Annotated in this window: 25 protein-coding genes and 1 tRNA gene; 15 read left to right on the forward strand and 11 right to left on the reverse strand. The window is 68.8% G+C overall.

What is annotated here, in order from left to right; genetic code table 11:
- Nucleotides 1-387: 387 nt before the first annotated feature.
- From ampD to ACAH41_RS22145, 5 genes are read right to left on the reverse strand one after another with little or no spacing between them, the layout of a single operon-like run.
- Complete coding sequence (gene ampD, locus ACAH41_RS22125; RefSeq protein WP_325650649.1) at nucleotides 388-948, reverse strand: 1,6-anhydro-N-acetylmuramyl-L-alanine amidase AmpD; 561 nt, start codon at nucleotides 946-948, stop codon at nucleotides 388-390.
- 23 nt (nucleotides 949-971) lie between these two features.
- Complete coding sequence (locus tag ACAH41_RS22130; RefSeq protein WP_325650398.1) at nucleotides 972-2489, reverse strand: sigma-54 dependent transcriptional regulator; 1518 nt, start codon at nucleotides 2487-2489, stop codon at nucleotides 972-974.
- Nucleotides 2486-4369, reverse strand: coding sequence for an ATP-binding protein (locus tag ACAH41_RS22135; RefSeq protein ID WP_325650396.1), 1884 nt, complete (start codon nucleotides 4367-4369; stop codon nucleotides 2486-2488). The genes ACAH41_RS22130 and ACAH41_RS22135 overlap by 4 nt, the downstream gene beginning before the upstream one ends.
- The gene (locus ACAH41_RS22140) at nucleotides 4366-4626 is read right to left on the reverse strand and encodes a PP0621 family protein (protein WP_325650394.1); all 261 of its coding nucleotides are present in this window, start codon (nucleotides 4624-4626) and stop codon (nucleotides 4366-4368) included. The genes ACAH41_RS22135 and ACAH41_RS22140 overlap by 4 nt, the downstream gene beginning before the upstream one ends.
- Nucleotides 4627-4632: 6 nt before the next feature.
- Nucleotides 4633-5445: a cytochrome c biogenesis protein CcsA gene (locus ACAH41_RS22145; protein ID WP_325650393.1), complete on the reverse strand. Its 813-nt coding sequence runs from the start codon at nucleotides 5443-5445 to the stop codon at nucleotides 4633-4635.
- Nucleotides 5446-5516: 71 nt separating this feature from the next.
- On the opposite strand from ACAH41_RS22145, the gene ffh reads away from it, so the two are divergent.
- Nucleotides 5517-6917: a signal recognition particle protein gene (gene ffh / locus ACAH41_RS22150; RefSeq protein WP_325650391.1), complete on the forward strand. Its 1401-nt coding sequence runs from the start codon at nucleotides 5517-5519 to the stop codon at nucleotides 6915-6917.
- A 66-nt stretch (nucleotides 6918-6983) separates the two neighbouring features.
- Nucleotides 6984-7307 (forward strand): thioredoxin family protein, encoded by a 324-nt coding sequence (locus ACAH41_RS22155; protein ID WP_325650390.1) that lies wholly within the window; start codon nucleotides 6984-6986, stop codon nucleotides 7305-7307.
- Here ACAH41_RS22155 and ftsY read toward each other — a convergent pair.
- Nucleotides 7300-8550 carry a signal recognition particle-docking protein FtsY gene (ftsY, locus tag ACAH41_RS22160; protein WP_325650389.1) on the reverse strand — a complete coding sequence of 417 codons (1251 nt, stop codon included), beginning with the start codon at nucleotides 8548-8550 and terminating at the stop codon, nucleotides 7300-7302. The two genes, ACAH41_RS22155 and ftsY, sit on opposite strands and share 8 nt — an antisense overlap.
- Before the next feature lie 144 nt (nucleotides 8551-8694).
- Between ftsY and ACAH41_RS22165 the strand changes: the two genes are divergently transcribed.
- Nucleotides 8695-8771, forward strand: a tRNA-Met gene (locus ACAH41_RS22165).
- A 71-nt stretch (nucleotides 8772-8842) separates the two neighbouring features.
- On the opposite strand, the gene ACAH41_RS22170 is transcribed toward ACAH41_RS22165, so the two are convergent.
- The 4 genes from ACAH41_RS22170 to ACAH41_RS22185 are packed head-to-tail and all read right to left on the reverse strand — an operon-like array spanning nucleotide 8843 to nucleotide 12634.
- The gene (locus ACAH41_RS22170) at nucleotides 8843-9580 is read right to left on the reverse strand and encodes an ABC transporter permease (RefSeq protein WP_325650387.1); all 738 of its coding nucleotides are present in this window, start codon (nucleotides 9578-9580) and stop codon (nucleotides 8843-8845) included.
- Nucleotides 9581-9594: 14 nt separating this feature from the next.
- Nucleotides 9595-10527 (reverse strand): ABC transporter ATP-binding protein, encoded by a 933-nt coding sequence (locus tag ACAH41_RS22175; protein ID WP_325650385.1) that lies wholly within the window; start codon nucleotides 10525-10527, stop codon nucleotides 9595-9597.
- A complete protein-coding gene (locus tag ACAH41_RS22180; RefSeq protein WP_325650384.1) occupies nucleotides 10524-11696 on the reverse strand; it encodes an ABC transporter permease in 1173 nt (390 codons plus the stop codon). The genes ACAH41_RS22175 and ACAH41_RS22180 overlap by 4 nt, the downstream gene beginning before the upstream one ends.
- The gene (locus tag ACAH41_RS22185; RefSeq protein ID WP_325650382.1) at nucleotides 11693-12634 is read right to left on the reverse strand and encodes an ABC transporter substrate-binding protein; all 942 of its coding nucleotides are present in this window, start codon (nucleotides 12632-12634) and stop codon (nucleotides 11693-11695) included. The genes ACAH41_RS22180 and ACAH41_RS22185 overlap by 4 nt, the downstream gene beginning before the upstream one ends.
- Nucleotides 12635-12831: 197 nt before the next feature.
- Between ACAH41_RS22185 and ACAH41_RS22190 the strand changes: the two genes are divergently transcribed.
- The 6 genes from ACAH41_RS22190 to miaB all read left to right on the forward strand — a co-directional run bounded on the left by ACAH41_RS22190 (nucleotide 12832) and on the right by miaB (nucleotide 19019).
- The gene (locus ACAH41_RS22190; protein ID WP_325650381.1) at nucleotides 12832-13626 is read left to right on the forward strand and encodes an endonuclease/exonuclease/phosphatase family protein; all 795 of its coding nucleotides are present in this window, start codon (nucleotides 12832-12834) and stop codon (nucleotides 13624-13626) included.
- A 104-nt stretch (nucleotides 13627-13730) separates the two neighbouring features.
- The gene (clsB, locus tag ACAH41_RS22195) at nucleotides 13731-14987 is read left to right on the forward strand and encodes a cardiolipin synthase ClsB (RefSeq protein ID WP_325650380.1); all 1257 of its coding nucleotides are present in this window, start codon (nucleotides 13731-13733) and stop codon (nucleotides 14985-14987) included.
- Nucleotides 14984-15982, forward strand: a complete 999-nt coding sequence (locus ACAH41_RS22200; protein ID WP_325650379.1) for a YbhN family protein — start codon at nucleotides 14984-14986, stop codon at nucleotides 15980-15982. Before clsB ends, ACAH41_RS22200 begins: the two co-directional genes overlap by 4 nt.
- A 139-nt stretch (nucleotides 15983-16121) precedes the next feature.
- Nucleotides 16122-17069, forward strand: a complete 948-nt coding sequence (locus ACAH41_RS22205; RefSeq protein ID WP_325650377.1) for an FCD domain-containing protein — start codon at nucleotides 16122-16124, stop codon at nucleotides 17067-17069.
- A 166-nt stretch (nucleotides 17070-17235) separates the two neighbouring features.
- Nucleotides 17236-17667, forward strand: coding sequence for a hypothetical protein (locus ACAH41_RS22210; RefSeq protein ID WP_325650376.1), 432 nt, complete (start codon nucleotides 17236-17238; stop codon nucleotides 17665-17667).
- An 11-nt stretch (nucleotides 17668-17678) separates the two neighbouring features.
- Entirely contained in the window at nucleotides 17679-19019 is a 1341-nt protein-coding gene (gene miaB, locus ACAH41_RS22215) for a tRNA (N6-isopentenyl adenosine(37)-C2)-methylthiotransferase MiaB (protein ID WP_325650648.1), read from the forward strand.
- 2 nt (nucleotides 19020-19021) lie between these two features.
- Here the strand turns inward: miaB and ACAH41_RS22220 are convergent, their stop codons facing one another.
- A complete protein-coding gene (locus ACAH41_RS22220) occupies nucleotides 19022-19300 on the reverse strand; it encodes a hypothetical protein (RefSeq protein WP_325650375.1) in 279 nt (92 codons plus the stop codon).
- Between the two features lie 95 nt (nucleotides 19301-19395).
- On the opposite strand from ACAH41_RS22220, the gene hemA reads away from it, so the two are divergent.
- From hemA to ACAH41_RS22250, 6 genes are all read left to right on the forward strand, one after another.
- Nucleotides 19396-20712, forward strand: coding sequence for a glutamyl-tRNA reductase (gene hemA, locus ACAH41_RS22225; protein ID WP_325650374.1), 1317 nt, complete (start codon nucleotides 19396-19398; stop codon nucleotides 20710-20712).
- Between the two features lie 122 nt (nucleotides 20713-20834).
- The gene (gene prfA, locus ACAH41_RS22230) at nucleotides 20835-21935 is read left to right on the forward strand and encodes a peptide chain release factor 1 (protein ID WP_325650373.1); all 1101 of its coding nucleotides are present in this window, start codon (nucleotides 20835-20837) and stop codon (nucleotides 21933-21935) included.
- A complete protein-coding gene (prmC, locus tag ACAH41_RS22235; RefSeq protein WP_325650371.1) occupies nucleotides 21932-22786 on the forward strand; it encodes a peptide chain release factor N(5)-glutamine methyltransferase in 855 nt (284 codons plus the stop codon). Before prfA ends, prmC begins: the two co-directional genes overlap by 4 nt.
- Nucleotides 22787-22926: 140 nt before the next feature.
- Complete coding sequence (locus tag ACAH41_RS22240) at nucleotides 22927-23571, forward strand: hypothetical protein (RefSeq protein WP_325650370.1); 645 nt, start codon at nucleotides 22927-22929, stop codon at nucleotides 23569-23571.
- A gap of 213 nt (nucleotides 23572-23784) precedes the next feature.
- The gene (grxD, locus tag ACAH41_RS22245; RefSeq protein ID WP_141285694.1) at nucleotides 23785-24099 is read left to right on the forward strand and encodes a Grx4 family monothiol glutaredoxin; all 315 of its coding nucleotides are present in this window, start codon (nucleotides 23785-23787) and stop codon (nucleotides 24097-24099) included.
- A complete protein-coding gene (locus ACAH41_RS22250) occupies nucleotides 24096-24686 on the forward strand; it encodes a UbiX family flavin prenyltransferase (RefSeq protein ID WP_325650368.1) in 591 nt (196 codons plus the stop codon). Before grxD ends, ACAH41_RS22250 begins: the two co-directional genes overlap by 4 nt.
- Nucleotides 24687-24693 lie beyond the last annotated feature (7 nt).

Raw genomic sequence — 24693 nt, forward strand, 5'->3', positions numbered from 1 at the left:
GCGCCTGTCTGGCCAAACGTCAGGTCAGACGTGGCCGGCTGTGGCAAGGCAATCGCCAGGCGTCACGGCCCCGAGGTGGGCGCGGCGCCTGGCGTTCGTCGACTGCTGCGTCTCCGCCCCCAGGGAGAAGCGAAGAGGTGCTGCTGGCAGCCCGCCGGCACATGGCTGGCGAGGTCAAGCAAAGGCATGTCGACGTGCTTGAACATGGCGAATTTCCGAGACCCGAGGTTATCACAGCGGACGCTAGATGTAGGCTGGGAAACCCTGTCGGACACTACCGGTAGCGTCTATTTTTCAACCACGCGAAGCTTGGAAAGGCTTGACTCGCCGCCGGAAATGCGCAAGCCGCAGGCCTTGCGGGCCGTGCCGGCGCGGGGTCCACGCGGGTCAACCCGCCGCGGGAAAACGCGTCGCCGGCCAAGCCAGCCGCTGGCGCAGCGCGGCCCAGTCGAAGCCCGGTCCCGGGTCCAGCTTGCGGCCCGGCGCCACATGCTCGTGACCGACCACCGCCTGCAGCGGATAGGCCGCCGCCAGGGCCGGCAGCAAGCCCGCCAGCGTGTCGTACTGGACCGGCTCGAAGGTCTCGCCTTCCAGCCCTTCCAGCTCGATGCCGATTGAAAAATCGTTGCAGCCCTCGCGACCCTGCCAGACCGAGCGGCCGGCATGCCAGGCCCGCTGGTCGCACGCGACGAACTGCAGCAGCTCGCCAGTGCGACGGACCAGGAAATGTGCCGACACCTGCAGCCCGCGGATGGCCTGGAAATACGGATGCGCATCCCAGTCCAGCGTGTTCGTGAACAGTCGCTCGATCTCGTCGCCACCGTATTGGCCTGGCGGCAGGCTGATCGAATGGATCAGCGCCAGGTCGATGCAAGTGCCCGCCGGGCGAGGACCGAAGTTGGGGGACGGCACGGCCCGGGCACCCGACCACCAACCGTCACGCCACATCGCGTCACCCGTTTGCGGGACGCTCACAGCGCCTCGTCGGCGCCAGCGTCCTGCGCCGCCTCGGTGATGCCCAGCCGCGCCATGCGGTAGCGCATCTGCCGCAGCGACAGGCCCATGCGCGCGCCGGCCGCCGTGCGGTTGAAGTTGTGCTGCTGCAGCGCCCGCACCAGGATGCCGCGCTCGACCTCGTCCAGGTACAGCGCAAGGTCGTCCGGCAGCGGCGGCGGCACGCCGGGCACACGCGGCGCTGGCAGCAGCGCGGCCACAGCCAGCTCGGCCGCCCGGGTTTCCAGCGCCACAGGTTCGGCAGCGGCCGTGTCGGCATCGCCCGCGCTGTCCTGGAACAAGGTGTCTGGCAGGCCCAGGTCGGCCGCCTCGATCAGCTCGCTGCTGCTCATCGCCAGCGCGCGGTGCAGCAGGTTTTCCAGCTCACGCACATTGCCCGGGAAGCTGTAGGCTGCGAGCAGGCGGCGCGCGCCGGCAGACAGCCGCGGCACCGGCGACACACCGGCGTCGCGCGTGATGCGGTCCAGCAAGGCGCTGCTGATGCTGTCCAGGTCGTCCAGCCGCTCGCGCAGCGGCGGCACCGGGATGCGGATCACGTTGAGCCGGTAATACAAATCCTGCCGGAAGCGGCTGGCCGCCACTTCGGCCGTCAGGTCCTTGTGCGTGGCGCTGACGATGCGCACGTTCAGCGGCAGCTCGTTGACCGCGCCGATGGGCCGCACCGCACGCTCCTGCACCACGCGCAGCAGCTTGGACTGCATCGCCAGCGGCAGCTCGCCAATCTCGTCCAGGAACAAGGTGCCGCCATTGGCCGCCTGGAAGAAACCGCTGCGGTCTTCGTGTGCGCCGGTGAACGCGCCCTTCTTGTAGCCGAAGAATTCGGACTCCAGCAGGTTCTCCGGAATGGCGCCGCAGTTGACCGCGATGAAGGGCTGGCCGGCACGCGCGCTGACCTCATGGATGGCCCGCGCCACCAGCTCCTTGCCGGTGCCCGATTCGCCTTCGACCAGCACCGGCGCCATGCTGCGCGCGACCTTCTCGATCAGGTTGCGCACCTGCAGCATCGCATCCGAGCGGCCGACCAGCTTGGCCAGCGGCGCGGCGGACACAGGCGGCGCCACCGCGCCCGGCGCCGCCACCGCCGGCTGCGGCACAACCCGGCCCATCGCCGCAGCCACCACGCCGCGGAACTGCTTGAGGTCGACCGGCTTGGTCATGTAGTCGAAAGCGCCAGCCTTCAGCGCCTCGACCGCGTTCTCGGCCGAACCATAGGCCGTGATGACGATGACCTTCTCGCTGCGGTTCTGCTCTTCGAGCCTGTGCAGCAGCGTCATGCCAAAGCCGTCGGGCAGGCGCATGTCGGTGATGACCAAGCGAAACACACGCTGCTGCAGCAGCGCCCAGGCCTCGGCCACGCTGGCCGCAGTCTCGACCTCCAGCCCCTCGCGCAGCAAGGTCAGCTCATACAGGGTCAGCAGGTCCGGTTCGTCGTCGACGACCAACACGCCATTCCCGGCGCTCAGCGATTCATTCATAGGTGCAGCCGGCCTTCCGCCGCGAGGCTGTCGCGGCGCATCACGATCAGGAACACATTGCCGTGGCGCACGCCTTCGTGGCGCACATAGTCGATGATGGCCCCATGGCGCGCGCACAGCTCGCGGCAAATGTACAAGCCCAGCCCGGTGCCGCGGCTGCGCGTCGAATGAAACGGTTCGAACAGGTGCGGCTCGACCTCGGGCGCGATCAGCTCGCCATCGCTCGCCACCGACAGCCGGGCGAACGCACCTTCCAGCGCCTCCAGCGTGACCACCACCGCACCGGGCTGGTCGGTGGCATGGCGCAGCGCGTTGTCCAGCAGGTTGACCAGCACGCGACGCAAATGGTCCACGTCGAACGACACGCCCAGCGTCTCGGCCGGCAACTGCACCTGCAGCCGGCTGCCGGCACCCAGCGGCAAACGCTCGGTCTGCGCCCAGTCGGCAATGATGGTGCCGACCTCGGCACTGCCGTCCAGCGTACGCGACGGCGCGCTGCCACCGGGCGCCGCTTCCAGCACGTCGTTGACGATGCGCTTGAGCCGCTCGACGTTGTCGGCCACGATGCCGACCAGGCGCTGCTGATCCGGCCGCAGCACGTCTTCCTGCAGCAGCGCATTGGCCTGCGCCACGGCGGCCAGCGGGTTGCGGATCTCGTGCGCGATGCCGGCCGAGATGCGGCCCATGGCCACCAGCCGCTCCTGCCGCTGGCGCGCCAGCACGGTGCGCAGCTCTTCGGCAAACAGCACCGCCAGCACCTCCTGCCGGCCCTGCACCTGCCCGGCCATCAGCAGCCGCGCGCCGCGCGTGAAGCGCGCGCGCAGGCGGATCGAACGTGGCACCTCGCCGTTGGCACTGATGGTCAGGTCCTGCGTGCCGCCCGGCCATGCGCCGGCCTCGAAGGCCTGCGTCACCAGGTCCAGCAGACTGCGCCAGCCCGGCTGTTCGCCCAGGTGGAACGGTGCCTTCGGGCAGCTGCCGTCCTCGGCCAGCAGCTGGCGCGCGGCCGGGTTCGCAGCGCGCACGCGGCCGCGCCGGTCCACCACCAGCACACCGTCGCCCATCTCGTCGATCACCAGCCGGTTCAGTTCGGCCTGCTGGTGCGCCAGCGCCAGGCTGCCGCGCGCGGCGCGCTCCTCGCGCGCCAGCCTGCCTGCCATCTGCCCGGCCACCAGCGCAATCACGAACACACCCGCGCCCGCCATGCCGGCCTGCGACAGCAGGTTGCCCATGTCGCCGCCAAGCAGGATCTTGTGCAACGCCGTGGCCAGCAGCAGCAGCGTGACGGCCGCGGCGGTGGCCAGCGCCGGCACGCGGGCGCTGAGCACGCCCGACATCAGCACCGGCAGCACCAGCAACGCGCCATAGTTGAGCGCGGCCGAAGTGTCCAGCCAGTGCATCGCGCCAAACGCCGCCACGTCGAAGCCGATGGTCGCCCACCAGTGCAGCGCCGACAGCCGTGGCGCGCGCGCCGCAGCGCGGCCCAGCCACAGCCACCAGATGATGGCCTGCGTGGCATGCACGCTGCAGACGATCAGCATCCAGCTCGGCCCGCGGCCAGCCAGCCAGCCCATCACCGCCTGCGCCAGCACCAGTGCAAAGCCCAATCCAGCGCGCACCAGCAGGTAGGTGAGGAAGATGCGGCGGTGCGTGGTGTCGCCGCTCTGCAGCAGGCGCTGCACCTGGCGGGTCAGGAAATGACTGTCTTCCGAAGCCGACTGCGTGTCGCCCCAGCGCCCACCCAGGCTGGTGGCCACGCCGCCGGTGCTGTCCAGGCTGCTGTGGTCGCCACCCAGCCCGCCGAACCAGGAACCGCCGTCAGGCGTCTCGTTGTTGCGGGGCTTGGCGCGCCGGTCCGCACCCTGGGACCAGAGGCTCATGACGACGGGCCTGCCGGGCCCAGCGCGCGATGCGCTTCGCTGCAATAGGCCAGGCCTTGCGCGTCGGTCAGCACATCGTCCTGCGGCAGGTGCAGCCCGCACTGCGCGCAGCGCAGCATGGGCTTGATGGTGGCGGCCGGCTTGGCAGCCGGCGGTGCGGCGGGTGCCGGCCCGGCTTCAGGCGGTGGCTGGCGCCGCCGGCCGACCCACCAGATCACGCCCAGCACCAGCAGGATCAGCAACAGCACACGTGACATGGGACCTCAGGTCAGTTGGCGCTGCAGGACGACTTCCATCACGAAGCGCGAACCCACGTAAGCCAGCAACAGCAGCAAGGCGCCGGCATACAGCCAGCGCGTGGCCTGGCGGCCGCGCCAGCCGCGCCACTGCCGGCCTGCAATCAACGCCGCAAACGTGGCCCAGCCGAGCAGCGACAGCACCGTCTTGTGGTCCCAGCGCCAATAGCCCGGGAAACTCAGGCCCAGTGCCAGCGCGAGCGTCAGCACCGCAAAGCCGGCCTCGACGAAACGGAAGGTCAGCCGCTCCAGCCGCAGCAGCGGCATGCCAAAAGCGGCCGTCGCCGGCCCACCGCTGCGCAACCGCTGCTCGGCCGAGTCCAGCATCAGGCCATGCAGCACCGCGGTGCCAAACAGACCGTAGGACGCCAGCCCCAGCACCCAGTGCAGCGGTGCCCAGCGCGAATGCGCCACCGCCCGCAGCTCGCCGGGAAACAGCCAGGCCAGCAGCATTGCGGCCGCGCTGAACAAGGCCAGCACGCGGCGCAGCCCGAACACCGGCAACAAGCGGCTCTCGACCACATGCACCGCCAGCACCAGCCACAGCGTGAACGACAGCACCGGCGCAAAGCCGATCAAGAGGCCGCGCACCGCCTCGCCCGGCACGTCGGGCGCCCAGATGCCAGTGCCGGCCACCAGCGCCAGCGCATGCAGGCACCATGCCGCCACCAGCACCCGCAGCGGCCAGCGCTGGCCGGGCGCCGCAGGCCAGGCCGCCACCAGGTAGCCCACGATGGCCAACCAGGCCAGGGGGTCAGCGGGGGTGGCGGATAAAATCATCTTCACAGTTTACCGGCGCCCTGCGGCCAGCCCCTCCGTGCTGGCGCAAAGGAGCGCACTGCCCCGCACGCATGGCCACTACCCTCACCGATCGCCTGTCACGCCTGGTCAAGACCATGCGCGGCCAGGCCCGCATCACCGAAGACAACGTACAGGAGATGATGCGCGAAGTGCGCATGGCCTTGCTGGAAGCCGACGTCGCACTGCCCGTGGTGCGCGACTTCATTGCCCGCGTGAAGGAAAAGGCGCTGGGCCAGGAAGTGGTCGGCTCGCTGAACCCGGGCCAGGTGCTGGTTTCGGTGGTCAACAAGGAACTCGCCGCGACCATGGGCGAGGGCGTGGCCGACATCAACCTGAATGCGCAGCCGCCCGCCGTGATCCTGATGGCCGGCCTCCAAGGCGCCGGCAAGACCACCACCACCGGCAAGCTGGCCAAGCACCTGATCGAGCGCCGCAAGAAGAAGGTGTTGACCGTCTCGGCCGACGTCTACCGCCCCGCCGCCATCGAGCAGCTGAAGATGGTCACCAAGCAGGCCGGCGCCGAATGGTTCCCGTCCGAGCCGAACCAAAAGCCGCACGACATCGCGATCGCCGCGATCGACTACGCAAGGCGCCACTACTTCGACGTGCTGCTGGTCGACACCGCCGGCCGGCTGGCGATCGACGAAGTGCTGATGGCCGAGATCCGCGACCTGCACGCCACGCTGAACCCGGTCGAGACGCTGTTCGTCGTCGACGCGATGCAGGGCCAGGACGCGATCAACACCGCCAAGGCTTTCAAGGAAGCGCTGCCGCTGACCGGCATCGTGCTGACCAAGCTGGACGGCGACTCGCGCGGCGGCGCGGCTTTGTCAGTGCGGCAGATCACCGGCGCGCCGATCAAGTTCGCCGGCACTTCCGAGAAGATCGATGGGCTGGAGGTCTTCGACGCCCAGCGCCACGCCGGCCGCATCCTGGGCATGGGCGACATCGTCGCGCTGGTCGAGGAAGTGCAGAAGGGCGTGGACGTAGAGGCCGCGCAGAAGCTCGCCGAGAAGCTCAAGAGCGGCAGCGGCTTCGACCTGAACGACTTCCTCTCGCAAATCAGCCAGATGAAGAAGATGGGTGGGCTGTCCAGCCTGATGGACAAGCTGCCCACGCAGATGACCGCCAAGGCCGGCCAACCCGACATGGACAAGGCCGAGCGCGACATGCGGCGCATGGAAGGCATCCTCAACGCGATGACCGCCAAGGAGCGCCGCCAGCCCAGCCTGCTGATGGACGGCAAGAGCAAGGCCAGCCGCAAGCGCCGCATCGCCACCGGTGCTGGTGTGCAGATCCAGGACGTCAACCGCCTGCTGAATCAGTTCGACCAGATGCAGGGCATGATGAAGAAGATGAAGGGCGGCGGCCTGATGAAGATGATGAAGCGCATGGGCGGCATGAAGGGCATGGGCGGCCCCGGCGGCATGGGCGGTGGCATGGGTTTCTGAATCCGCTGAACCCTGGCGTGTCTCCAGGGTCCATCCATGACGTGAACACTGCCTGGAGGCCCTGCCATGCCCACTTCCGTCCCATATGAACCCGAAGCGCCCAGCCGGGCCGAAGTCGACGCGCTGAGCGGTGCCACGCTGCTGGAGTTCGGCACCGACTGGTGCGGCTGGTGCCGCGGCGCACAGCCCTTCATCGACGAAGCGCTGGCGGCCCGCCCCGGCCTGCGCCACCTGAAGATCGAGGACGGCCCGGGCCGGGCGCTGGGCCGCTCATTCAAGGTCAAGCTCTGGCCCACGCTGGTCTTCCTGCGCGATGGCCAGGAGGTCGCCCGCGTGGTGCGCCCCGGCGGGCAGGACGCCATCGCCGAGGCGCTGGCTCAGCTCAGCTGAGCAAGGCCTGCGCGAACTCGCTGGCGCGGAACATCTGCAGGTCTTCGAGCTTCTCGCCCACGCCGATGAAGTAGACCGGCAGCGGCCGCTCGCGGGCAATCGCCGCCAGCACGCCGCCTTTTGCCGTGCCGTCCAGCTTGGTGACGATCAAACCGGTCAGCCCCAGCGCATCGTCAAAGGCCTTGACCTGGGTCAGCGCGTTCTGGCCGGTGTTGCCGTCGACCACCAGCAGGATCTCGTGCGGCGCGTCCGGCTGGGCCTTGCCGATCACCCGCTTGATCTTCTTCAGCTCTTCCATCAGGTGCAGCTGCGTCGGCAAACGGCCCGCGGTGTCGGCAATCACCACGTCGCAGCCCCGCGCGCGGCCGGCGCTCACGGCATCGAAGGTCACGGCCGAAGGGTCGCCACTCTCCTGGCTGATGATCTCGACCTGCGTGCGGTCGGCCCACACCGCCAGCTGCTCTCGCGCCGCCGCCCGGAAGGTGTCGGCCGCGGCCAGCAGCACCTTCTGGTCGGCGTCCGCCAGGTGGCGCGTCAGCTTGCCGATGCTGGTCGTCTTGCCGGCACCGTTGACACCCACCACCATGATCACCGTCGGCTGGTGCTCGCCCACCACCAGCGCCCCTTCCAGCGGCCTCAGCAGCGCCGTGACGGCCTCTGCCAACAAAGCCTTGACCTGCGACGGCTCGGTGGCCTTGGCGTCCTTCACGCGCCGCTTCAGGTCCAGCAGCAAAGCCTCGGTGGCCTTCACGCCGGTGTCGGCCATCAGCAGCGCGGCTTCCAGCTCTTCATAGAGTTCGTCGTCGATGCGGGTGCCGGTGAAGACCTGAGCAATGCTGGAGCCGGTGCGCGACAGGCCTTGCGTGAGCTTCTTCAGCCAGTTGGCCCGCGTGGGCTCGGCCGGCGGTGTCGCGGGCGCCAAGGCGCTAACCGGCGGCGCTGGCACCGCAGCCGGCACCACAGGCGCCTTCGCAATGATGGGCAGAGGACGCGGCGCGGCAGGCGGCAGCGGCGCGACTGCATCTCGCGCCGGCACAGGCGCGGCCACCACAGGCGGCGGTGCCACAGGCTCCGGCGCCTTGACCGGCGCCCCGGTGACCCACGAGGTCAAGGTGTTCCAGGCGGACGGCGCTGGCGAGGCCGGAGGCGCTTCGACGGCAGGCGCCGGAGCGGCAGGGACGCTGGCCTCGGCCGGCGAGGCGGCCTCTGGCGTGGCCGGCTTCTTGCGGAAAAAACTGAACATGCGCCTATTGTCACCGCGGCAGGCTCACCCTCCCCCGCCCACACCCATGCCCCAGGTTCTGCACCTCGCGCCAACCCGTCCGGCAAACTTTTTCTCAAAAGTCTTGCCCAACTCTCTTTTCCCGCTCTAGAATAGAAGGCTGTTGGCGCTTTAGCTCAGCCGGTTAGAGCGACGGAATCATAATCCGCAGGTCCGGGGTTCGAATCCCTGAAGCGCCACCAAAAATTCAAGCCCTGTGCGTCGTTCGACCCACAGGGCTTTTTCTTTTCCGCGTCACTTGTGCAGATGCGGCTCAGCCCACCTCGCCGGCCCGCCAGCGGCCCACCCACCGCGCCAGCGCCGAGAAGCCCAGGTCCGCCACGATGGCGAGCAGGCCGACCAGCAGTGCACCCTGGATCACGTAGGCGGTGTTGTAGCCACTCAGGCCGACGATGATCGGCGAGCCCAGGCTTTTGGCACCGACGGTGGAGGCGATGGCGGCGGTGCCGATGTTGATGATGACCGAGGTGCGGATGCCGGCGAGCAGGACAGGCAGCGCGAGCGGCAGCTCGACCTGGCGCAGTCGCTGCCAGCGGCCCATGCCCAGGCCTTCGGCGGCTTCGCGGGCGCTGGCGGGCACGGCTTCGATGCCGGCGATGGTGTTGCGCACGATGGGCAGCAGGCCGTAGAGCGTCAGCGCGATCAGCGCCGGCGCTTCGCCGAAGCCGATCAACGGCGCGGCCACGGCCAGCACGGCGACCGGCGGGAAGGTCTGGCCCATCGCGACCACGGTTTCCACCAGGGGGCGAAATTCGCGCCCGGCCTCGCGGGTGACGAACAGACCGGCGGACACGCCCAGCAGTACCGCAATGCCGCTGGACAGGCCAACGATCTGCAGGTGCGCCCAGACGAGTTGCGCAAATGTGTCCTGCTCGTACAGCGGCCGGTCCAGCGCGGGGAAGGCGGCGGCAAACAGCGGCTTGAGCAGCGGCATGCCCCAGGTCAGCGCGAGCAGCACGGCCAGAGCCCAGGGCAAGGGGTTTCGCAACATGCGGAACATGGCGCTCAGACGGCCGCGTGCAGCAGGTCGGCGAAATGGAGCGTGCCGACTGCCTGGCCTTGGGCGTCCACCACCGGCAGCCGTTCGACGCTGCGGGCGACGAAGACCGACAGCGCGTCGCGCAGGCTCAAGCTGGCCGCAATCGGCTCGCCATCGGCGGGCTCGTGCGGCCGCATGCGCGCGGCCACCGTCTCCAGCGCCAGCAGCTTGATGCCGATCTCGCTGCGGCCGAGGAAGTCGCGCACGAAATCGCTGGCGGGACTGCGCAGCAGCTCGGTCGGCGTGCCGGCCTGCACGATGCGGCCCTGGTCCAGCAGCACGATGCGCGTGGCCAGGCCCAGCGCTTCGTCGATGTCATGCGTCACCAGCACGATGGTCTTGCCGGAAGCCCGGTGGATGCGCGCCATTTCCTGCTGCAGCGCACTGCGGGTGATCGGGTCCAGCGCACCAAACGGCTCGTCCATCAGCAGCACTTCCGGGTCTGCCGCCAGCGCCCGCGCCACGCCGACGCGCTGCTGCTGGCCACCCGAGAGTTGGTGCGGATAGCGCCCGCGGTACTGGTCGGGCGGCAAGCCCAAAAGGTCGAGCAGTTCACTGACCCGCTTCGCGATGCGCGCTGCTGGCCACTTCAGCAATTGCGGCACGGTGGCGATGTTCTGCGCCACGGTCCAGTGCGGAAACAAGCCGGTGGACTGGATCGCATAGCCCATGCGGCGGCGGATGTCCTCCGGCCGGAAGCTGCGGATCTCCTGGCCCTGGAACAGGATGCGGCCGGCGTCGTGTTCGATCAGCCGGTTGATCATCTTCAGCGTGGTCGACTTGCCCGAACCCGAGCCACCGATCAACACCGTGAACTCGCCGCGTTCGATGGTCAGCGACAGGTCCCTCACCGCCGCCGCGTTGCCGAAGAACTTGCTGACTCCGTGGAACTCGATCATGGCTGGCGCCTCTGTGCCCATTGGGTCAAGACCGCGAACAAAGCGTCCACGCCAACGGCCATCGCCACCACTGGCAACACGCCCAGCAGCACCAGGTCCAGCGCGCTGCTGAGCAGGCCCTGGAACATGATGGCGCCCAGCCCGCCCGCACCGATCAGCGCGGCGACCACCGCCAGGCCAATGGCCTGCACCGTGGTCAAACGCAAGCCAGAAAGCAGCAGCGGCAGCGCCAGCGGCACCTGCACGCGCCAGAACACCTGGCGTGGCGTGAGCCCCATGCCGGTCGCCGCTTCGACTGCCGCGGCCGGCACTTCGCGCAGCCCCGTCAAGGTGCTCTGCACGATGGGCAGCAGCGAATAAAGCGCCAGTGCAATGACGGCTGGCGCCAGGCCGATGCCGGCAATGCCCAGTGCCGGAAGCGCCACCGCCAGCGCAGCCAGCGGCGCCATCAGCAAGCCGAACAGCGCGATGGATGGCACGGTCTGGATCACGTTCAGCAGCGCAAACACCGGCGTGCCAAACCGCGGATGCCGATGCGCCATCACGCCCAGCGGCACGCCGATTAGCAGCGTGGGCAACAGCGTCACGCCGACGATCTGCGCATGCCGCCACAGCGCCGCGTCGAACACGTCCTGCCGGTTGTCGTATTCCTTGAACAGCGACAGCGCGTCCAGCGCGCCGGAAGCCGCCATCACGATGACAGGCGCCAGCACAGCGCCGAGCGCCAGCGTGCGGCCCAGTGCGCCGAATTTGAGCCGCTGCACCGCGTCCGCCGCGGCCAGCCAGCACAGCACCGTCAACACCCAGAGGCCGCCGCCAAACGAGGTGCGGCCAGCGCTGTTGCCGGCCGCTTCCGCTGCATCTGAAAGTTGCTTCGCATGTGCGCCGGCCAGCCAGGCCAGCGCAGCCAACAGCGCCGCGGCGGCGACCGCCACCAAGCCGTGCGTGGCCGCCGATTGCCGCAGGAACGCGGCCAACGCCAGCACCGCCGCAGGCACCGAGATCAGTGCCCAGTTCCCGCCATGCAACAGCTCGCGCAGCGGCACGCCCACGCCCGACACCAGCCGGTTCGGCGCCTGCGTGACAAACGCCAGCCCGAGCGCTGCAGCCATCCCGGCGATCAACAGCACCAGCAGCACCCGGTTGGCCGAATGCCCCGCCCCACTCACTTGATGAAACCCTTGGCCTTCAGGTAGGTGGCGGCCACCTTCTTCGCGTCCTGGCCGTCGAGCGCGATCTTGGCGTTCAGCGTTTGCAGCGTGGCGCTGTCCAGCGACTGGAAGACCGGCGCCAGCAGCTGCCCGATCTGCGGCTGGCGGGCCAGCACCTCGGCGCGGATGACCGGCGCCGGCGCGTAGATCGGCTGCGCGGACTTGGTGTCTTCGAGGATCTGCAGGCCGAGTGCTGCGACCGGCCCGTCGGTGCCGTAGGCCATCGCGGCGTTGACGCCGGAGGTCTGCTCGGCGGCGGCCTTGATGGTCACCGTGGTGTCGCCGCCGGCCAGCGTGAGGATCTGGTCCTGCGAGAGTTTGAAGCCGTAGGTGCCCTGGAAGGCGGGCAGCGCATCGGGCCGCTCGACGAACTCGGCCGACGCGGCCAGCTTGACCTTGCCGCCGCCGGCCACCCACTTGCCGAAGTCTTCCAGCGACTTCAGTTTGTTCGCCGCCGCCACGTCCTTGCGGATGGCAATCGCCCAGGTGTTGTTGGCCGGCGCAGGCGTGAGCCAGACCAGCTTGTTCTTCTGCTGGTCCAGCGCCTTGACCTGCTCGTAGCCGGCCTTGGCGTTTTTCCAGGCCGGGTTCTTCTCGTCGGAGAAGAAGAAGGCGCCGTTGCCGGTGTACTCGGGGTAGATGTCCACCTCGCCGGCCACCAGCGCGCCGCGCACGATCTTGGTTGCGCCCAGCTGCAGCTTGTTCTGGGTCTTGATGCCGCCCGCTTCCAGCACCTGCAGGATCAGGCTGCCGAGCAGCGAACCTTCGGTGTCGATCTTCGAGGCCACGCGCACCGGCGGGTTGGCCTGCGCCAGCGCAGTGCCGGCATTCAGGGTCAACGCGGCGGCAGTGGCGAGCAGCAAGGTCACGCGGCGGCGGTCATGGAACAAAATCATGCAGGGCTCCTGTGAGTACGCTGGCGGGGCTTGCGCCCGGCCGGACATGGGCATGAGTGGGCATGTGCGACCCTAGCATGGCAACGGGGTGCGAGGCACTTTGGGGCTCTCCGTGCAAGCCGCCTGCGGCGCAGTCCTACAGCCAGGAACTGCGGGGGATGACGCTGCCAGCCACATGCCCCGGCGAGACTGCCTGCATGCTTGCCTCGAACTCGGCTCCGTTCGGCCCGCGTGGTTTTTGCGTGCTGACGATCAACATTCACAAAGGCTTCAGCAGCCTGAACCGCCGCTTCGTGCTGCCCGCGCTGCGGGACGCGATGCGCGCGGTGGGGGCCGACGTGGTGCTGCTGCAAGAGGTGCATGGCCGCCATGCCGGCCACGGCGCACGCGTGGCGGACTGGCCCAACGCGCCGCACTACGAATTCCTGGCCGACACCGTCTGGCACCAGCATGCCTACGGCCGCAACGCGGTCTACACCGAGGGCGACCACGGCAACGCGGTGCTGTCCAAGTTCCCCATCGTGCGCTGGCACAACCACGAGATGCCACATGACAGGCCGCACGAAGGTGCAACGCCGGCGCCCGAGGCGCGTGGCTTGCTGCACTGTGTGCTGGACTTGCCGGGGCAGCCGCAGGTGCACGTGATCTGCGTGCACCTCGGCCTGCGCGAGCGCGATCGCCAGCAGCAGATCCGGCGCCTGGGCGCGGTCATGGACCAGCAGGTGCCAGAAGGCGCGCCGCTGATCGTGGCTGGCGACTTCAACGACTGGCGCGGCCTGGCACACGCACCGCTGATGAAGCTGGGCCTGCGCGAAGTGCACGCCAAACTGCCGGGCGGCATGCCGCGCACCTTCCCTGCCCGCCTGCCGCTGCTGCGGCTGGACCGCATCTATGTGCGCGGCATGCGCCGCCAGGCCCCGCTGCGGCTGCCGCGCCGGCCCTGGGCCCACCTGTCTGACCATGCGCCCCTGGCGGCGCAACTCGAACCATGAACACCTCCGACAACGCCCAAACGGGCCGAGCGCCGGGCCCCTCCCAAGCCGGCTCGCATCCCCTTGGGGGATCGGCCGACGTACTCGCCGGACGAGGGGCTGCCATGCACCGGCTGGAATGGACCGACGGCAACCAGATCCGGCTGCTGGAAAACGGCGAGGCGTATTACCCGGCCGTGTTCGAGGCAATTGCCCAGGCACAGCAGGAGGTGCGGCTGGAGACCTTCATCCTGTTCGAGGACAAGGTGGGGCTGCAGTTGCGAGAGGCCTTGGTGGCTGCAGCCAACCGCGGCGTGAAGGTCAGCCTGCTGGTGGACGGCTGGGGCTCGCCGGACCTGTCACCGGACTACATCGACTCGCTGATCACGGCCGGCGTGCAGCTGCACTTCTTCAAGCCGGTCAGGCGCCTGCTGGGCCAGCGGCTGAACCTGTTCCGGCGCATGCACCGCAAGATTGTCGTCGTTGACGGCCGCATCGGCTTCATCGGCGGCATCAACTTTTCGCTGGACCACCTGGCCGAATTCGGCCCGCTGGCCAAGCAGGACTACGCGGTGGAGATTCGCGGGCCATTGGTTGAAAAGCTGCGCGACCTGACGCGCGCCAGCCTGAAACCGCCCGCGGTGGCGCAGCGCTGGCAGCGCCTGCTGCACCGCATGGGCCAAGTAGCGGAGCCCGCGGGCCGAGCCGGCGCGAAGGCGGCCCTGGTGGTGCGCGACAACCACCACCACCGGACCGACATCGAACGCCAGTACCGCCTGGCCATTCGCCAGGCGCGCCACCGCATCGTGATCGCCAACGCTTATTTCTTCCCCGGCTACCGCCTGCTGCGCGAGCTGCGCCAGGCGGCGCAGCGCGGCGTGGACGTGCGCCTGATCCTGCAGGGCAAGCCGGACATGCCCATCGTGAAACCTGCTGCCTCGCTGCTGCATGGCCATTTGCAGCGCGCTGGCGTGCGCATCTTCGAATACTGCGAGCGGCCGCTGCACGGCAAGGTGGCGGTGGTGGACGACGAATGGGCCACCGTCGGCTCCAGCAACCTGGACCCGACCAGCCTGGCGCTGAACCTGGAAGCCAATGTGCTGGTGAAGGACCATTGCTTCAATGCCGAACTCAGCAAGCGGCTGAACCACATGATGCAGCACGCCTGCAAGGAGGTGCCTCAGGTGCAGCTGTCGGCCTGGGGCTCGGCATGGGCGCAACTGCGCGGCACAGTGGTGTTCTTTGCGCTGCGGCGCTTTCCGGGCTGGCTGCGCAGCGTGCCGGCTGCCGTGCCGGCGATCCAGCCGGCACGGCCCAGCGCGTCTTGCAGCAGCGGCGGCTGTGGTGACGGAGCCATGGCCCGGGCGCGGGTTTCGCCATGACCGTGGTTGCGCCGATGCCGGCACACCCAGCAGCGCCACGCGGTGTGCCCTGGTACCGGGCGCGCTGGCTGCGCCAGGCCGTGGTGGCGCTGTTCCTGGTCGGGGTTGCGGTGTTGCTGGTGCATGCGGGACGCAAGGTGCCGTGGGCCGAGGTTGGCAAGGCCTTGCAGGACACACCGGCGTGGCAGCTGGCGGCGGCACTGTTGTTCTCCGTTCTCAGCTATTTGACCTATGCCGGATTCGACCTCCTGGGACAGCAGTTCACAGGCCACAAGGTCAGCCGCCTGGCGGTGTTGCGGGTCGCGGCGGTCAGCTTTGCGATCAATCAGAACCTGGGCTACATGGTCGGTGGGCTGGGGCTGCGGCTGAACCAATACACCGCGCTGGGCCTGCGACCGGCCGTGATTGCCGCAGTGGCCGGCACCAGCGCATTGACCAACTGGTTGAGCCACTTCGCACTGTTTGGCGCCTTGCTGGTGTTTGGCACGCAGGCACTGCCCCAACTGTGGGGCGTGGCACCGGTGGTCTGGCAGATTGCGGGCGGCGTGGCGCTGGCCCTCGTTGTCGCGTATGTGTGGGCCTGCGTGGCATTCAAGCGCCGGCAGTGGCAATGGCGCTCGCTGGAACTCGACCTGCCCAACGGCCGCATGGCGCTGCTGCAGCTGTGCCTGGGCACGCTGCACTGGGGGTTCACAGCCGCCATTGTCTGGGTGGCGCTGCCACCGGGGGCCAACTTCCTGGCGGTGGCCACTGCGCTGCTGGTGGCCGCGGTGGCGGGTGCGCTGGCGCATGTGCCCGCGGGCGTTGGCGTGCTGGAGGCGGTGTTCGTCGCGCTGCTGAGCGACCAGTGGCCGGTGCAGCAGCTCATTGCCGCGGTGATGGTCTACCGCGCGGTCTACCAGTGGCTGCCGGGCGCGCTGGCGGCACTGGTGCTGCTGGGGGTGCAGCGGCGCGGCAAGGCAGCGGGGCGGCCGGCCGCAGCATCGGAAGGATGAGGACCGACGCGCGGCGGAGTGCCACGGATTGTTCAAGTTGGGGGAAGCCACGCCACATGGTGGTCAACCCGGTCCAAAAGCCCGCTTCTACTGGGACATAATCGCCGCGCCGTCTTTACCACCCCACAAAGGCACCTGAATGGCTGTACCCAAGCCCGGCGTTCGCGCCACCACTGCCAAAAAGTCAGTGGCCGAAAAGAAATCCAAGCCCGTCGCAGCGAAGCCAGCCGCCGCAGCTGCCACCAAGCCCAGCACCAAGGCCGCGGCCCGGCCTGCGCCCAAGCGGGCTGCCAAGCCTGCGTCAAAGGTCCCGTTCAAAGCGGCGGGAAAGCCCGTTGCCAAGCCACGGGCCGCCAGCTTGCCGGCGTCCCAGGTCGAAGGCCGGGCCAGCACCTCGCTGGTCCAGCAGGCGGTCGACGCACTGCGCCAGCGCATCCTGGCCGTCACCGGTCCGGACAATGCGTTCCTCGGCTCGGAAGAGCAGCTGATCGCCACCCTGGGCGTCAGCCGGCCGACTTTCCGCCAAGCCGCGCGCCTGCTGGAGCATGAAGCACTGCTGAAGATCAAGCGTGGCATTGGCGGTGGCTTTTTCGCCCAGCCGCCATCGGTGCAGGCCGTGTCCCGCATGGCCGCGATCTTCCTTGGCTCGCAAGGTACCACGCTGCAGCAGATTGCCAATGCCACCGCACCGGTGATCGAGGAAGCTGCCGGCGTCCTGGCTGGCACGTCCGACGCTTCGGTGCGCCGACGCCTGGCCGAACACGTGAAGCAAAACGCCGGCTTCGAGGCCTCACCCGACGAGGGCCACCGCGTGCAAGCGGTGCTGGCCTTCGACACCCTCATCGGCCAACTGAGCGGCAACCCCGCACTGGCGCTGATGCTGAGCCTGCTGCACGGCCTGGTGCGCAATCCGGCCCACGGCCTGTTCCGCGTCACGCCGGCCCGGGCCCGGGCGCATGCCGAATACCAGCAGCAGCTGGCGGCGGCGGTGCAGAAGCGCGACGTGGCCACGGCCCGGCAGCTGGCGCGCCAGCACAGCGCCTCGATGAGCAGCGGCTTGCCCAAGGGTGCGCTCGCAGCGGCCTGAGCCCTCTGCCATGACCCCGGAGCGACTCGCGCAGGACCCGGCTCGCTACAATCGGCGACTCGCCGGCTGAGCGACGCCGCCCTGGGTGGCCAGCTGCAGCGGCGCCGCACGGCCCGAGGCTTCCAGCGCTCGGGCCGCTTCCTTTCACAGCCCCTGGATACACGCCATGCACCGCTGTGTGATGACGCGCCGATTGCTGGCGCGCGCCCTGCTTGCCGCCGCGCCGGCCCTGCTCGCCTTTTCTGCCCTGGCCACGCTCAGCGCGCCGGCCGCCGCCTGGCAAGCCCGCAATTTCCCCGCCACCGCCCTGCGCGGCGTGCTGGTGGTCACCGCGCCGCCGGAAGCCACGCTGAACGGCCAGGCCACGCGGTTGGCGCCCGGCGCCCGCATCCACGGGGCGGACAACCTGCTGCAGATGTCCGGCGCCATCGTGGGCCAGAAGCTGGTCGTCAACTTCACCCTGGACGCCATGGGCCAGCCGCTGGAAGTCTGGGTGCTGCGCGACGACGAGGCCAAGATGAGCCCGTGGCCACGCACGCTGGAGCAGGCGCAGAGCTGGCGCTTCGACGCTGCTGCCCAGACCTGGACCAAGCCGTGAGTGAACCGATCATGACGAAGAAAGTTTTCATCAGAACCTTCGGCTGCCAGATGAACGAGTACGACTCGGACAAGATGGCCGACGTGCTGCGCGCGGCCGACGGGTACGAGCCCACCCAGGACGTCGAAGAAGCCGACCTGGTGCTGTTCAACACCTGCTCGATCCGCGAGAAGGCGGCAGAGAAGGTGTTCTCGGACCTGGGCCGCGTGAAGCACCTGAAGGAAAAAGGCGTGCTGATCGGCGTGGGCGGTTGCGTGGCCAGCCAGGAAGGCGCGGCCATCATCGACCGCGCACCGTATGTGGACCTGGTGTTCGGCCCGCAGACGCTGCACCGGCTGCCGCAGATGATTGCCCAGCAAAAGGCGCAGAAGCGCTCGCAGGTCGACATCAGCTTCCCCGAGATCGAGAAGTTCGACCACCTGCCGCCAGCGCGCGTCGACGGCGCGACCGCCTTCGTGTCCATCATGGAAGGCTGCTCGAAGTACTGCACTTACTGCGTCGTGCCTTACACCCGTGGCGAGGAAGTCTCGCGGCCTTTCGAGGACGTGCTGACCGAGATTGCCGGGCTGGCCGACCAGGGCGTGAAGGAAGTGACGCTGCTGGGCCAGAACGTCAACGGTTACCGCGGCACGATGGGTGGCACCAGCGAGATCGCCGACTTCGCGCTGCTGCTGGAATACGTGGGCGAGATCCCCGGCATCGAGCGCATCCGCTACACCACCAGCCATCCGAACGAGTTCAGCCAGCGGCTGATCGACGTCTACGCCAAAGTGCCGCAGCTGGTGAACCACCTGCACCTGCCGGTACAGCACGGCTCGGACCGCATCCTCTCGGCGATGAAGCGCGGCTACACCTCGCTGGAATACAAGAGCGTGATCCGCCGGCTGCGCCTGGTGCGGCCGGACATCCAACTGTCGACCGACTTCATCGTCGGCTTCCCCGGCGAAACCGAGGAAGACCACGCGAAGTCAATGAAACTGATCGAGGACATCGGCTTCGACGCTTCGTTCAGCTTCATCTTCAGCGCCCGCCCCGGCACGCCCGCCGCCGCCCTGCACGACGACACGCCGCACGAAGCGAAGCTGGCCCGGCTGCAGGCGCTGCAGGCCAGGCTGGAAGACAACGTGCGCCGCTACAGCTTCGCGATGCAGGACACGGTGCAGCGCATCCTGGTGGAAGGCCGCTCGCGCAAGAGTGCGGCCGAGTTGATGGGCCGCACCGAGTGCAACCGCATCGTCAACTTCCCCGGCGCGCCACGGCTGATCGGCCAGCTGATCGACGTGCGCATCACCCAGGCGATGCCGCACTCGCTGCGCGCCGAGGTGGTGACGCAGGACAGCGTGACGGTCTGAGCTCAGTGCGGACGGACCCAGCCGCGCCACCAGAGCGCCAGCGCGGTGGCGACGACCAGCATCGCATAGGTCGCCATGCGGCCATCGCGGCCGAACAGCACCAGGCCGAACAGCAGCACCAGTGCGCCGGCGCCCATGGTCCACAGCGCCAGGCGGGCAAAGGGCACGCGCTTGAGCGGGCGGTGCCACAACAGCTTGGCCAAGCCGGTGGCGATCAACCCCACGCCCAGCGCGGGGCCGAAGAAGTTCAGCAAATGCCAGATGGCGTCCATTGGGCCCATGGTGACGTCGTCCTGCTTGATTCCCGTCAATTGCGCCACAGCCTCTGCCAACCGGCCGAGTGCTGAGGGCAAGGTAACGATTTTATAATTCCGCCATGAGTGTATTTGCGCTCGGCTTGAACCATCACACGGCCCCGCTGGATTTGCGGGGCCGGTTTGCGTTCGCGCCCGAGCAGCTGACACCCGCGCTGCAGGCGCTGCGCGACCAGTTGCAACGCTCGGCGCCGGAAACGGCGATCCTGTCGACTTGCAACCGCACCGAAATCTACGTGGCCAGCGGGCCCGCGCGCGCCCGCGAGCTGGTGCGCCCCGCGCTGGACTGGCTCGCCCGCCAGGGCGGCGTGGCCGAGCAGCATTTGCAGCAGCACACCTATGTGCTGGAAAACCGTGAAGCCGCGCGGCATGCCTTCCGTGTCGCCTCCGGGCTGGATTCGATGGTCCTGGGCGAGCCGCAGATCCTTGGCCAGATGAAGCAGGCGGTGCGCGGTGCCGACGAAGCCGGCACGCTGGGCACCACGCTGCACCAGCTGTTCCAGCGCTCGTTCTCTGTCGCCAAGGAAGTGCGCACCTCGACCGAGATCGGCACGCATTCGATCAGCATGGCCGCTGCCACGGTGCGCCTGGCCTCGCAGCTGTTCGAGGACCTGGCGAAGATCAAGGTGCTGTTCGTCGGCGCCGGCGAGATGATCGAGCTCGTCGCCACGCATTTCTCGGCCAAGGAGCCGCAGCTGATGGCGGTGGCCAACCGCACGCTCGAACGCGGCGAGAAGCTGGCCACGCGTTTTGGCGCGCAAGCCATGCGCTTGGCCGACCTGCCGGCGCGGCTGCACGAATTCGACGCGGTGATTTCCTGCACCGCCAGCTCGCTGCCCATCATCGGGCTGGGCGCGGTGGAGCGGGCGCTGAAGGCGCGCCGCCGCCGGCCGATGTTCATGGTCGACCTGGCCGTGCCGCGCGACATCGAACCCGAAGTGGCCCGCCTGTCCGACGTTTACCTCTACACCGTGGACGACCTGACCGCCGCGGTGCAGACCGCAAGCCAGAAGCGGCTGGCCGCCGTCGAGCAGGCCGAAGCCATCATCGATGCCGGCGTGCAAAGCTTTGCGCATTGGCTGGACCAGCGCGCCAGCGTGCCGCTGATCCAGGCCCTGAACCGCCAGGCCGACGACTGGCGCGCCGCGGAGCTGGCCCGCGCGCGCAAGCTGCTGGCCCGCGGCACCGACCTGGACACGGTGCTGGAAGCGCTGAGCCGCGGCCTGACCCAGAAGATGCTGCATGGTGCGCTGGCCGAGCTGCACGGCAGCGAAGGCGAGCAGCGCCACCAGACGGCCGAGATGGTCTCGCGGCTGTTCCTGCGCCAGGCCGCACGCGGCCCGGCCCACACCGGCGAAACGGACGACAGCGGGCGTTAGCGGCGCTCGCCGCGTGATGGCCGAGCCTTCGGCCTGCTTGCTGGCATCACCGCCAGCGCCCCGATTTCCGCGCACGGCACACTTGGCCGTTGCCCTGCTACCGGCCCTGCGCCGCCTCCCAGATGAACCCTTCGCTGCGCCAGCAATTGCAACGCCTCGCGATGCGCCTGAGCGAACTCGACGCACTGCTCGCCGACCCGCAGGTCACCGCGGACATGAAGCGCTACCGCACGCTGTCGCGCGAGCAGTCGGACGCGGCGGCGGTCGTCGGCCTGTTTCGCCGCTTCGAGCAGCGAGAGGCTGACCAGGCCGGCGCACAGGAATTGCTGGCCGAAGCCGACAAGGCGGCCGACACCGAGATGGCTGCGATGGCACGCGAGGAAGCCGCGGCCGCCGAGGCCGACCAGGCCGCGCTGCTTGCCGAGCTGCAGACCGCCCTGCTGCCCAAGGATCCGGACGACGACCGCAATGCGTTTGTCGAGATCCGCGCCGGCACCGGCGGCGAAGAGTCTGCCCTGTTCGCCGCCGACCTGGCGCGCATGTACCTGCGCTACGCGGAGGCCCAGGGCTGGCGCAGCGAGCTGATGAGCGAGAGCCGTTCGGACCTGGGCGGCTACAAGGAAGTGGTGATCCGGCTCGAAGGCCCGCAGGTCTATGCGCGCATGAAGTTCGAGTCTGGCGGCCACCGGGTGCAGCGCGTGCCGGCGACCGAAACCCAGGGCCGCATCCACACCAGCGCCTGCACCGTCGCGGTGATGCCCGAACCGGATGAAGCGGCCGAAGTCACGCTGAACCCGGCCGACCTGCGCATCGACACCTTCCGCGCCAGCGGCGCGGGTGGCCAGCACATCAACAAGACCGACAGCGCGATCCGCGTCACGCACATTCCCTCCGGGCTGGTCGCCGAGTGCCAGGACGACCGCTCGCAGCACCGCAACAAGGCCAAGGCGCTGGCGGTGCTGCAGGCACGGCTGCAGGACAAGGAGCGCAGCGAGCGCGATGCCAAGGAGGCCGCCACGCGCAAGGCGCTGGTTGGCTCCGGCGACCGCTCCGACCGCATCCGCACCTACAACTTCCCGCAAGGCCGGCTGACCGACCACCGCATCAACCTGACGCTCTACAAGCTGAGCGCGGTGATGGAAGGCGAGCTGGGCGACGTGACCCAGGCGCTGCTGGTGGCACGGGCGCAGCAGCAGATGGCGGCGCTGGAGACGGGCGCATGACGACGGTCACACAGGCGCTGGCTGCCGCCCGCACCGCCGGGCTGGAACGCCTGGATGCCCAGCTGCTGCTGGCGCACGTACTGCGGAAAGACCGAAGCTGGCTGGTGGCGCACGACCAGGACGAGCTGCCGACCCAAGCGCTGACCCGCTTCCAGGCCTTGTGGCAGCGCAGCGCAGCCGGCGAACCGACGGCCTACCTGCTGGGCGAACGCGAATTCCACGGCCTGACGCTGCAGGTCAGCCCCGCGGTGCTGGTGCCGCGGCCCGACACCGAAACCCTGGTCGACTGGGCGCTCGAACTGCTGGCCTGCGAGCTGGCAGACAGGCCGACGCCCCAGGTCGTCGACCTGGGCACCGGCAGCGGCGCGATCGCGCTGGCCGTGAAGCACCGCTTTCCCGCGGCAGAGATGACCGCATTGGACTTCAGCGAAGCGGCGCTGGCGGTGGCACGCGCCAATGCTGAGCGGCTGGGACTGGCGGTTCGCCTGCTGCACAGCGACTGGTGGCAGGCGGTCGCCGGCAAAACCTTCGACCTGGCGCTGAGCAACCCGCCCTACATTGCCGGCGACGATCCACACCTTGACGCACTGCAACACGAACCGCGCAGCGCCCTGACGCCAGAAGGCGACGGGCTGGCGGCCATTCGCACGCTGGTGGCAGACGCGCCGCCACACCTGCGGCCCGGCGCATGGCTGCTGATCGAGCATGGCTGGGACCAGGCCGAGGCGGTGCAGGCGCTGCTGCAACGCGCCGGTTTTGCCCAGGTCCGGACCCGGCGCGACCTGGCGGGCCACGGTCGCTGCACCGGCGGTCGGTGGCCAGCCACCGGTCAGCCAGCTGCCGCTTCATAGCGTGGTGCAGTCCGCACAACAGCGGCGAAATCCCGCCGTTTTTCGGGCCTTGATTGGAGGCAAAGGAGTAGCATCTTTTGCATTGGGACGCGCAGATCCGGAGCCACCGGGCGAAGCGCGACAACACCACCGGGGGCCGCATGCACACCGTCGACAGCCGTGTTTCCGCTCGCCAGAGCCTTCACCGCGCCATGCTGGCCGGCGTGATGGCTGCAGCCATGCTGGCGGCCTCGGCAGCCTCGGCCGCGACCGTGGGGGACGGATTGCGCCTCAACGGCGACAGTGCTGCGTGGCCGCAGTGGCAAACCCGTTTGTCGGTTGGCGCCCAGCCGCTGGGCCCGGCGCCCAGCATGCTGGACAGCCGCCTGTCACTGGGCGCCAGCCTTGCCGGCGACCGTTATTTCGACATCGGCCGGGTCGGCGATGGCGGTGGCCTGCGGGCCACCGGTGCCTTGTTGTTCGGCTCGCCTTCGGTGGCCCTGGGTGCTCCCGGCGCCTATGGTTCTGGCAGCCTGCTGATGAGCCGCACCACATTCGGCGCCAGCAGCCAGGCCAGCGAAAGCGCGCTGGACACCACCGCCACGCCCTACCTGGGCATGGGTTACACGGCCTGGTGGGCCCGCCCAGGACTGGGGTTGAGCGCCGACCTGGGACTGCTGGCCACGCGCAATGCCGGCGGCTCGCGCCGCTTGCTGTCCGGCAATCCCAACAACGGCCTGGACGATCCCAGCCGACCTTACCAACTGGCACCGGTGCTGCAGGTTCAGCTGTCCTACTCGTTCTGAACTTTCCGCTGCCGTCTGGCCACCGGCCGGAACCCCGGCACCTCCAAACGGTCACACACGGGAACGGCAAGGCCTGCAGCTGCGCGCCTGCTTACCAGCGCGACACGCCGGGCCATCGCCAGCTCTCGCTGCGCCACCTTGCCCGCTTGTCGTATAAAGCCACATGGTCGCATCGACCCTTTTCTCGCCTCGATATTTCCCGAAAGCACAGCCATGAGCGACGTTCAACAACGCATCGACCAACTCGTCAAGAACCACAAGGTGGTTCTGTTCATGAAGGGCACGGCCCAATTCCCGATGTGCGGCTTCTCCGGCCGTGCCATCCAGATCCTGAAGGCTTGCGGCGCGGGTGACCTGACGACGGTCAACGTGCTGGAGGACGACGCGATCCGCCAGGGCATCAAGGATTACGCCAACTGGCCAACGATTCCGCAGCTGTACGTGAACGGCGAATTCGTCGGCGGCTCGGACATCATGATGGAGATGTACCAGTCCGGCGAACTGCAGCCGATGATCGAAGCCGCGTGACGCTGGCACAGCCAGCCGCCGCTGTAGCGCCGCGCATCGTCGTTGGCATCACCGGCGCTTCGGGCGCGGTCTATGGCGTGCGGCTGCTGCAACGGCTGCGCTCGCTGGGCGCACACACGCACCTGGTCGTGACCTCGGCCGGTGTGCTGAACGCGCACCACGAGTTGGGCATGGACCGCAACGCCCTGGAAGCCCTGGCGGACGACGCACATCCGCTGGGCGACATCGGCGCCTGCATCGCCAGCGGCAGCCACCCTGTGGACGCGATGGTGATTGCGCCTTGCTCGATGAAGACGCTGGCTTCGGTGGCCCACGGTTTTGGCGACAACCTGCTGACTCGCGCAGCCGACGTGACGCTGAAGGAGCGCCGCCGGCTGCTGCTGATGGTGCGCGAAACGCCGTTCAACCTGGCGCACCTGCGCAACATGACGGCAGTGACCGAAATGGGCGCGATCGTCTTCCCGCCGCTGCCGGCGTTCTATCACCGGCCACAGTCGATAGAGGAACTGGTGGACGACACGGTGGAACGGGCCATCGCCCTGCTCGGCGTTGGCAATGCCGCACCGCGGAACTGGACCGGCCTTTGAACCTGGG

This window comes from Ideonella sp., assembly GCF_041287625.1.
GTDB lineage: Bacteria > Pseudomonadota > Gammaproteobacteria > Burkholderiales > Burkholderiaceae_C > Ideonella.

Excerpts from the sequence above, each read along its gene's own strand:
- ampD (WP_325650649.1), bottom strand. The coding sequence starts at position 948 with ATGTGGCGTGACGGTTGGTGGTCGGGTGCCCGGGCCGTGCCGTCCCCC.
- ACAH41_RS22130 (WP_325650398.1), bottom strand. The coding sequence starts at position 2,489 with ATGAATGAATCGCTGAGCGCCGGGAATGGCGTGTTGGTCGTCGACGAC.
- ACAH41_RS22135 (WP_325650396.1), bottom strand. The coding sequence starts at position 4,369 with ATGAGCCTCTGGTCCCAGGGTGCGGACCGGCGCGCCAAGCCCCGCAAC.
- ACAH41_RS22140 (WP_325650394.1), bottom strand. The coding sequence starts at position 4,626 with ATGTCACGTGTGCTGTTGCTGATCCTGCTGGTGCTGGGCGTGATCTGG.
- ACAH41_RS22145 (WP_325650393.1), bottom strand. The coding sequence starts at position 5,445 with ATGATTTTATCCGCCACCCCCGCTGACCCCCTGGCCTGGTTGGCCATC.
- ffh (WP_325650391.1), top strand. The coding sequence starts at position 5,517 with ATGGCCACTACCCTCACCGATCGCCTGTCACGCCTGGTCAAGACCATG.
- ACAH41_RS22155 (WP_325650390.1), top strand. The coding sequence starts at position 6,984 with ATGCCCACTTCCGTCCCATATGAACCCGAAGCGCCCAGCCGGGCCGAA.
- ftsY (WP_325650389.1), bottom strand. The coding sequence starts at position 8,550 with ATGTTCAGTTTTTTCCGCAAGAAGCCGGCCACGCCAGAGGCCGCCTCG.
- ACAH41_RS22170 (WP_325650387.1), bottom strand. The coding sequence starts at position 9,580 with ATGTTGCGAAACCCCTTGCCCTGGGCTCTGGCCGTGCTGCTCGCGCTG.
- ACAH41_RS22175 (WP_325650385.1), bottom strand. The coding sequence starts at position 10,527 with ATGATCGAGTTCCACGGAGTCAGCAAGTTCTTCGGCAACGCGGCGGCG.
- ACAH41_RS22185 (WP_325650382.1), bottom strand. The coding sequence starts at position 12,634 with ATGATTTTGTTCCATGACCGCCGCCGCGTGACCTTGCTGCTCGCCACT.
- ACAH41_RS22190 (WP_325650381.1), top strand. The coding sequence starts at position 12,832 with ATGCTTGCCTCGAACTCGGCTCCGTTCGGCCCGCGTGGTTTTTGCGTG.
- clsB (WP_325650380.1), top strand. The coding sequence starts at position 13,731 with ATGCACCGGCTGGAATGGACCGACGGCAACCAGATCCGGCTGCTGGAA.
- ACAH41_RS22200 (WP_325650379.1), top strand. The coding sequence starts at position 14,984 with ATGACCGTGGTTGCGCCGATGCCGGCACACCCAGCAGCGCCACGCGGT.
- ACAH41_RS22205 (WP_325650377.1), top strand. The coding sequence starts at position 16,122 with ATGGCTGTACCCAAGCCCGGCGTTCGCGCCACCACTGCCAAAAAGTCA.
- ACAH41_RS22210 (WP_325650376.1), top strand. The coding sequence starts at position 17,236 with ATGCACCGCTGTGTGATGACGCGCCGATTGCTGGCGCGCGCCCTGCTT.
- miaB (WP_325650648.1), top strand. The coding sequence starts at position 17,679 with ATGACGAAGAAAGTTTTCATCAGAACCTTCGGCTGCCAGATGAACGAG.
- ACAH41_RS22220 (WP_325650375.1), bottom strand. The coding sequence starts at position 19,300 with ATGGGCCCAATGGACGCCATCTGGCATTTGCTGAACTTCTTCGGCCCC.
- hemA (WP_325650374.1), top strand. The coding sequence starts at position 19,396 with ATGAGTGTATTTGCGCTCGGCTTGAACCATCACACGGCCCCGCTGGAT.
- prfA (WP_325650373.1), top strand. The coding sequence starts at position 20,835 with ATGAACCCTTCGCTGCGCCAGCAATTGCAACGCCTCGCGATGCGCCTG.
- prmC (WP_325650371.1), top strand. The coding sequence starts at position 21,932 with ATGACGACGGTCACACAGGCGCTGGCTGCCGCCCGCACCGCCGGGCTG.
- ACAH41_RS22240 (WP_325650370.1), top strand. The coding sequence starts at position 22,927 with ATGCACACCGTCGACAGCCGTGTTTCCGCTCGCCAGAGCCTTCACCGC.
- grxD (WP_141285694.1), top strand. The coding sequence starts at position 23,785 with ATGAGCGACGTTCAACAACGCATCGACCAACTCGTCAAGAACCACAAG.